Annotated in this window: 5 protein-coding genes; 2 read left to right on the forward strand and 3 right to left on the reverse strand. The window is 69.3% G+C overall.

Annotated elements, in window-relative coordinates; genetic code table 11:
* Positions 1–32: 32 nt before the first annotated feature.
* Complete coding sequence (locus tag N5C88_RS17395) at positions 33–2,084, forward strand: transcriptional regulator (RefSeq protein WP_280015878.1); 2,052 nt, start codon at positions 33–35, stop codon at positions 2,082–2,084.
* Between the two features lie 17 nt (positions 2,085–2,101).
* On the opposite strand, the gene nirD is transcribed toward N5C88_RS17395, so the two are convergent.
* The 3 genes from nirD to N5C88_RS17410 form a co-directional block, all read right to left on the reverse strand.
* Positions 2,102–2,452: a nitrite reductase small subunit NirD gene (gene nirD / locus N5C88_RS17400; RefSeq protein ID WP_059373409.1), complete on the reverse strand. Its 351-nt coding sequence runs from the start codon at positions 2,450–2,452 to the stop codon at positions 2,102–2,104.
* The gene (nirB, locus tag N5C88_RS17405; RefSeq protein WP_280015879.1) at positions 2,452–5,001 is read right to left on the reverse strand and encodes a nitrite reductase large subunit NirB; all 2,550 of its coding nucleotides are present in this window, start codon (positions 4,999–5,001) and stop codon (positions 2,452–2,454) included. The genes nirD and nirB overlap by 1 nt, the downstream gene beginning before the upstream one ends.
* Positions 5,002–5,308: 307 nt before the next feature.
* Complete coding sequence (locus tag N5C88_RS17410; protein WP_280015880.1) at positions 5,309–6,196, reverse strand: LysR family transcriptional regulator; 888 nt, start codon at positions 6,194–6,196, stop codon at positions 5,309–5,311.
* 206 nt (positions 6,197–6,402) lie between these two features.
* Between N5C88_RS17410 and N5C88_RS17415 the strand changes: the two genes are divergently transcribed.
* On the forward strand, positions 6,403–7,793 hold a 1,391-nt coding region (locus N5C88_RS17415; protein ID WP_280015881.1), incomplete at its 3' end, for a GMC family oxidoreductase N-terminal domain-containing protein.

A 7,793-nucleotide genomic window follows, 5' to 3' on the forward strand; every position in this document is an offset into this window, starting at 1 on the left:
GTGCATCCCGAGATCCAAGTTAAGAGCGGGCCATGGAGGCGGGCGTGGTAGCCGGCGTGGAATCGGCCGAGGGTTCGGCCGGCCCCGCGCAGCCGGCCGGTTCCGTCCCCGGCGGCGAGGTCCGGCTGCGCCTGCTCGGACCCGTGGCGATCAGCCGGGCGGGCGCGGCCTTGTCGCTGCCGCCGTCGCGCAAGCTGCGCGCGCTTGTCGCCTATCTGGCGCTTGCCCCGCAGCCCGTGCAGCGCGCGCATCTGTGCGAACTGCTGTGGGACGTTCCGAACGATCCGCGCGGCGAACTGCGCTGGTGCCTCAGCAAGGCCCGCGCGCTGCTGGACGAGCCCGGCCGGCGCAGGGTCGAGACGGCGCAGGATACGGTGCGGCTGGACCTGGCCGACTGCCATGTCGATGCCATCGAAATCGGCAGTGCGATGCAGCAGGGTATCGCCCAGGTGGACTGCGGGCGGTTGCAAGCGCTGGCCGGGCAGTTCGCGGGTGATTTCCTCGAGGGGCTGGAGATCGACCGCAATCCCTTCTTCAACAACTGGCTGACCGCGCAGCGCCGGCGGCTGAGAGCCTGCCATGCCGCCGTCCTGGAGCATTTGGCGGCCAGGCTCCCGGCAGGGTCAGGCGATACCTTCGCCTGCCTGGACAAGTGGCTGCAGCTTGCGCCCTTCGACCGGCGTGCGCACGAGCTGTTGCTGGGCCTGCTGGCGCAGCGCGGCCAGTGGCGCGAAGGCGAGGAACATCTGGCCGCCGCGGTGCGGGCCTTCGAGGCGGACGGGCTGGACTGGCGGCCGTTGCGCGACGCGTGGCGGGCGTTGAGGGGGCGGACCGGCCAGGCGCCGCAGCCGGAGGCCGCGCCAGGAGAGCCGCCCGAGGAGCCGCCCGCGCAGCGCGGGGGCCGCGCCTCGATCGCGGTGATGCCGTTCGTGGACCGCTCGGCGCTGGCCGGCGTGCGCGGCGGGCTGGCCGATGGCCTGGCCTATGACATCATCGCCCGGCTGGCCAAGCTGCGCAGCCTGTTCGTCATAGCGCAAGGCACGGTGTTCGCGCTGGACCAGCGCAACGTGGGGCCGGACGAGGCCGGCCGCACGCTCAATGTGGACTACGTGGTGAGCGGGTGGCTGCAGCGCCGGCAAGACCGCATCGCCGTGGCCGTTGAACTCATAGAAGCCCGGACCGCGCGCATCGTATGGGCGGACGTCTACGACCGGCAGCTGGACGATGCCTTGCTGGCCCTGGATGAAATCGGCAACCGGATCGTGGCCGCCGTCGACATCGAAATCGAGGCCGCCGAGCGCAACCGCGCCATTCTGAAGCCGCCGAACTCCCTGGACGCCTGGCAGGCCCATCACCGCGGCCTGTGGCACATGTACCGCTTCAACCGGGCCGACAACGAGCAGGCGCGGCACTTTTTCGAAATGGCCTTGCGGCTGGACCCGACGTTCTCGCGGGCCTACGCGGGCCTGTCGTTCACCCATTGGCAGGATGCGTTCCAGCGTTGGGGCGCACAAGCGCCGGCCATCGACCTGGCGTTCGAAGCCGCCGGCCAGGGCCTGATCGCCGACGACCGCGACCCGGCGGCGCATTGGGCCATGGGCCGGGCGCTATGGCTGCGCGGCAGCCAGGATCAGTCGCTGGCCGAATTGACGCGCGCCGTGGACCTGAGCCCGAACTTCGCGCTGGCGCACTACACCCTGGGCTTCGTCCACTGCCAGTCGGGCGACGCCGAGGCCGCGATAGGCTGGTCCGACCATTCACGCGAACTGAGTCCCTACGACCCGCTGCTGTTCGGCATGCTGGCCGTGCGCGCCCTGGCGCTGGTGCGCCTGGGCCGGTTCGAGGAAGCCGCCGGCTGGGCGCTGAAGGCGGCGGCCCGCCCCAACGCCCACGTGCACATCCTGGCGATCGCGGCCTGCTGCCTGGCGATAGCCGGCAAGGACGATGAAACCTCCGGCCTGCTGGCCGCGATACGCAAGACGCATCCCGCATATCGCGTGGACGACTTCCTGGCGGCCTTCCGCCTGGCCGGCGATGCCGAAGCGCTGTTCAGGGCGGGCGCCCGGCGCATCGGACTGGGCTGAGCCGGCGGCGGCGCGTTTCAGGCGATCTCCACCGCATCGCCGTTCAAGCGCGCCAACCAGGTCCGCAGCCGCTGCTCCGGGTATTGCACGCATACCCCGTCGGCAAGCCGGAAGTGCTGCTTGTACAGCGGCGAGGCCACGATGAGTTCGCCGCCCACGTGGCCGACGATGCCGCGGCCGATGACGTTGGCGCCGGACTTGGGGTCGCGGTTATCGATGGCATAGACGCCGTCGCCGGCGGCTTGCGGCACGTAGAACAAGGCGACCTGCGCGCCATCCACCAGCGCCACCACGCCGGAATTGGGCACCAGATCCTGGCGCCGGCATACCGGCCGCCAGTCTTGGGGTTCGCGGATCAGGGCGTCCATCAGGCAATCTCCTCGGTGATGGCGATGACGCGCGCGGGAGCGGGCCGGGGCTGGCCGCGTTCCTGCACGAACTGGATGCCGGGGTCGGCGCTGGCGTCGTTGACGAAGGTGCGGAAGCGCTTGAGCTTTTCCGGATCGTTCAGCGCGTTGGCCCATTCGCATTCGTAGCGATCGACCACCAGCTGCATCTGCGCTTCCAGCTCGGCGCACAGGCCCAGGCTGTCCTCCAGCACCACCTGCTTCAGATAGTCCAGGCCGCCCTCGAGCGATTCGCGCCACACCGAAGTGCGCTGCAGTTTGTCGGCGGTGCGGATGTAGAACATCAAGAGGCGGTCTATGGTGCGGATGAGGGCGGCGTCGTCCAGGTCGGTGGCGAACAGTTCCGCGTGGCGCGGGCGCATGCCGCCGTTGCCGCAGACGTAGAGGTTCCAGCCGTTTTCGGTGGCGATGACGCCGATGTCCTTGCTTTGCGCCTCGGCGCATTCGCGGGTGCAGCCGGACACGGCGAACTTCAGCTTGTGCGGCGAGCGCAGGCCCTTGTAGCGGTGCTCGATGTCCAGCGCCATCTTGACGCTGTCCTGCACGCCGTAGCGGCACCAGGTGCTGCCGACGCAGGACTTCACGGTGCGAGTGGATTTGCCGTAGGCATGGCCGGTCTCGAACCCGGCGGCGATCAATTCCGCCCAGATGTCCGGCAGTTCATGCAGCTGCGCGCCGAACAGGTCGATGCGCTGGCCGCCGGTGATCTTGGTGTACAGCTGGTACTTCTTGGCGACCGCGCCGATGGCGATCAGGCCGTCGGGCGTGATCTCGCCCGCGGGGATGCGCGGCACGACCGAGTAGGTGCCGTTCTTCTGCATGTTGGCCATGAAGGTGTCGTTGGTGTCCTGCAGCGGCACCAGGTGGGGATCCTGGATCGGGCGGTTCCAGCAGGAGGCCAGGATGGAGCCCACCGCGGGTTTGCAGATGTCGCAGCCCTGCTGGCCGCGCCCGTGGCTGGCCAGGAGCTCGTCGAAGGATTCGATGCCGCTCACGCGCACGATGGCGTACAGCTCCTGGCGGGTGTGAGGGAAGTGTTCGCAAAGGCTCTTGTCCACGGCCACGCCGCGGCTGGCCAGTTCGTGCTCGACCACCTGCTTGAGCAGGCTGGCGCAGCCGCCGCAGCCGGACGCGGCCTTGGTGCAGCTCTTGACCGCGGCCAGGTCCGCGCAGCCGCCGTCGATCGCGGCGCAGACCGCGCCCTTGCTCACGTTATGGCAGGAACAGATGGTGGCGGCGGCGGGCAGCGCATCCACGCCCAGGAGCGGCGCACCCTGGCCCTGCGGCAGGATCAGGCTGGCCGGGTCCGCGGGCGGCGCGATGCCGTTCTGCACGTATTGCAGCAGCGTGTCGTAGTAGCTGTTGTCGCCCACCAGCACCGCGCCCAGCACGCGCTTGCCGTCGGCCGACACTACCAGGCGGCGGTAGCCGGCGCCGGCTTCGTCGATGTAGCGGTAGCTGCGCGCGCCGGGCGTGGCGCCGTGGGCGTCGCCGATCGAACCCACGTCCACGCCCAGCAGCTTGAGCTTGGTGGACATGTCGGCGCCGCTGAAGGCCTGATCGGCGTTGCCGCAAAGCGCCGCCGCCACCGTGCGCGCCATCTGATAACCAGGCGCCACCAGCCCGAACACGCTGCCGTTCCAGGCCGCGCATTCGCCGATGGCGTAGATGTGTTCATCGCTGCTGCGGCATTGGTCGTCGATGGCCACGCCGCCGCGCTCGGCCAGCGTCAGCCCGGCCTTGCGCGCCAGCGCCACCTGCGGCCGGATGCCGGCCGAAAACACGATCAGGTCGGTTTCCAGCGGGGCGCCTTCGGCAAAGCGCATGCGGTAGCGGTACTGCGTGCCGGGTTTGATGTCCTGGGTGGCGCGCGACAGGTGCACGCCCACGCCCAGCGCCTCGATCCGCGCCTTGAGCGCCGCGCCGCCTTGCTCGTCCAGCTGCACCGGCATCAGGCGCGGCGCGAACTCGACCACGTGGGCCTCCAGGTTCAGCGACTTCAGCGCATGGGCGGCTTCCAGCCCCAGCAGGCCGCCGCCCACCACCACGCCGCGGCGCGCGCCGCGGGCGGCCTCGCGGATCAGGTCCAGGTCGTCGAGCGTGCGGTACACCAGGCGCGATGCGCCTTCCGCACCCGTGATCGGCGGCACGAAGGGATAGGAGCCCGTGGCAAGTATCAGCTTGTCGTAGGCGCTGCGGCCGCTGGCGGTCACGATTTCGCGCTGGCGGCGGTCTATCTCCAGCACGGGTGTGCCCAGGTGCAGGGTCACGCCTTCGTGTTCATACAGCGCGGCATCGCCCAGCGCCATCGATTCCGCGTCGCGCCCGTTCAGGTATTCGGACAGGTGCACGCGGTCGTAGGCGCGGCGGCTTTCCTCGCCGTAGACGTGGATGCGGTAGCGCGCAAGCGCGCCGCCGGCGATGAGTTGCTCGACGCAATGGTGACCCACCATGCCGTTGCCGATGACGACGAGGGTCTGCAGAGAATCGGATGCGGCCGCTACTTTCATGGGATGTCCCCGGGCTTGGGTATTCGGGTTTCAGAAAACGCAAAGGCGCCCTGGACCTTGCGGTCGGGGCGCCATTGCCGTTGCTGCTCAAGTTGTCTCGCCAGCCTTGCGGCCCGCGCATGAACCATCAAGCAAAGTCTGTGCCAGGGATGCCGATGACCATCGGCGCGCGCGGATCTTCATAGGGGAAGCGGACCCAGGATGGCTTTTGGCGCGCGTGTCGCGCGCCGCGCAGCTGCAGGCGGCGTGCGTCAAGGCGGTGCATATTGCCGTGCGTCGCTGCACCCGTTTGGCGCAGCGGATGGACCTAGGCAAACGCCGCCTGGACGGCGGCGAAGGCCGCGGCGACCAGGGGATCGTCGCGGCGGGAGGCCTGGGTGATGAAGGCGAGTTCGGCCTGGATCGCCAGCCCCTTGACCAGCACCAGCCCGCTGGCCTGGGACTCGCGCAGCGCGATCGAGTCGCGCGCCAGCGACAGGCCCACGCCCGAACGCACCAGGTCCAGCATCGAGGCTTCCTGGTCCACTTCGGCCACGGCGTTGGGCGCGACGCCCAGCGCGTCGAACTTATCCGACAGCAGCCTGTGGTGCACCGAATCCGGCGGCGTCCAGATCCAGGGCAGGGCGGCGATCGCGGCCCAGTCGCGGCCGGCCACCTGCGCGCCCCAGCCCTTGGGGGCGACGACGAAATAGGCGAAGGAGGCGAGCGGCAGCGCCTCGAGCCCGGCGGGAGCCGCGTCGCGCCCTTGCGGCCCGAGGGAAAAACCCACGTCCAGCTCGCCCGCCCGCACCTGTTTCGCCACCGATCCGGACATGCCGTGGCGCAGGGTGGGGCGGATCTTGGGGTAGTGCTCCACCAGGTATTGCAGCGTGGCGCCCAGGCGCAGGAATTCGGGATCGAGGATGGTGCCGATGCGCAGATCGCCCTGGACGGTGTCGCGCAAGGCGCCCAGGGCGCGCTGGAAGTCGTCGAGGGCGTCCAGGATGCGCTGCGCCGAGGGCAGCAGCGCGCGGCCGTCGGCATTGGGCGCCAGGCCCTGCGCCGTGCGCGAGAACAAAGTCAGGTCCAGCGATTCCTGGAAGTTCTTCAACTGCAGGCTGAGCGCGGGCTGGGTCAGGTGCAGATGTTCGGCCGCGCGCGTCAGGTTGCCCTCGCGGGCCACGGCGGCAAAAGTGCGGATGTGCTTCAGGTCCATGGGGCGGTTCCCGGAGTAGGCGGCCAGCAAAAGGGGCTGAGCATTATTTAAGTTGCTTATAAACCGTTTTTCAACAATTCATTGGACAGTTCCGCCCGGCTGCGCGAGAGTCACGGTAGATGCCCGGCGCGTGCAAGGTCACCAGAGCCGGGTCGGCTCACCCAGTCCGCAGGCGTACCGCCCCGGCAAGAAGATAAGAAGAGCTTATGGAGACATACGACTACATCATCGTCGGTGCGGGCTCGGCCGGCTGCGTGCTGGCCAACCGCCTGAGCCGCGACCCCGCCGTGCAGGTGCTGCTGCTGGAGGCGGGCGGGAACGACAACTACCACTGGATCCATATCCCGGTCGGCTACCTGCATTGCATCGGCAACCCCAGGACGGACTGGATGTACCGCACCGAGGCGGAAGCCGGTCTGGGCGGCCGTTCCCTGATCTATCCGCGCGGCCGCGTGCTGGGCGGCAGTTCATCGATCAACGGCATGATCTACATGCGCGGCCAGCGCCAGGACTACGACGACTGGGCCGAACTGTCCGGAGATCCCGCCTGGGGCTGGGACCAGGTGCTGCCGGTGTTCAAGCGCAGCGAGGACTATCACCGCGGCGCGGACGAGTTCCATGGCGCAGGCGGCGAATGGCGCGTGGAATCGCAGCGCCTGCGCTGGGACATCCTGGAAGCTTTCGCCGGCGCGGCCGAGCAGGAGGGCATTCCGCGCGTGCAGGACTTCAACCGCGGCGACAATTTCGGCTGCGGCTATTTCGAAGTGAACCAGCGCGGCGGCTGGCGCTGGAATACCTCCAAGGCATTCCTGCGGCCGGTGCAAAAGCGCCCGAACCTGCGCGTGATGACCGGCGCCCATGCCGAGCAAGTGGTATTCGAGGGCAAGCGCTGCGTCGGCGTGCAACTGCGCCGCAAAGGCCAGAGCGCGACCTTGCGCGCGCGCCGCGAAGTGGTGCTGGCGGCAGGCGCGGTCAATACGCCGCATCTGCTGGAACTCTCCGGCGTGGGCGAGCCCGCGCGCCTGCGCGAAAGCGGCATCGCCTTGCATCATGCCCTGCCGGGCGTGGGCGAGAACCTGCAGGACCACCTGCAACTGCGCGTCATCATCCAGGTGCAGGGCGTGAAAACGCTGAACCGCATCGCCTCCACCTGGTTGGGCAAGGCGGGCATCGGCCTGGAGTACCTGCTCAAACGCAGCGGCCCGATGAGCATGGCGCCGTCGCAGCTGGGCGCGTTCGCCAAGTCGGATCCGGGCCAGGCGCGCGCCAACGTCGAATTCCACGTGCAGCCGCTGTCGCTGGGCGCCTTTGGCGAGCCGCTGCATGGTTTTGACGCCTTCACCGCCAGCGTGTGCAATCTGCGGCCGACCTCGCGCGGCAGCGTGCATGCGCAGGGGCCCCAGGGCGCGCCCGCCATCACGCCCAGGTATCTGAGCACCGACGAAGACCTGCGCGTGGCGGCGGACTCGATCCGCCTGGTGCGGCGGATCGCGGCGGCGCCGGCCTTGCAGCGCTACCAGCCGCAGGAATGGCTGCCGGGACCCGCGTTCCAGACGGACGCCGAGCTGCGGGAAGCGGCCGGCAAGATCGGCACCAC

It is taken from the genome of Achromobacter sp. GD03932 (genome assembly GCF_029839485.1).
GTDB classification, from domain to species: Bacteria; Pseudomonadota; Gammaproteobacteria; order Burkholderiales; family Burkholderiaceae_B; genus Achromobacter; species Achromobacter bronchisepticus_A.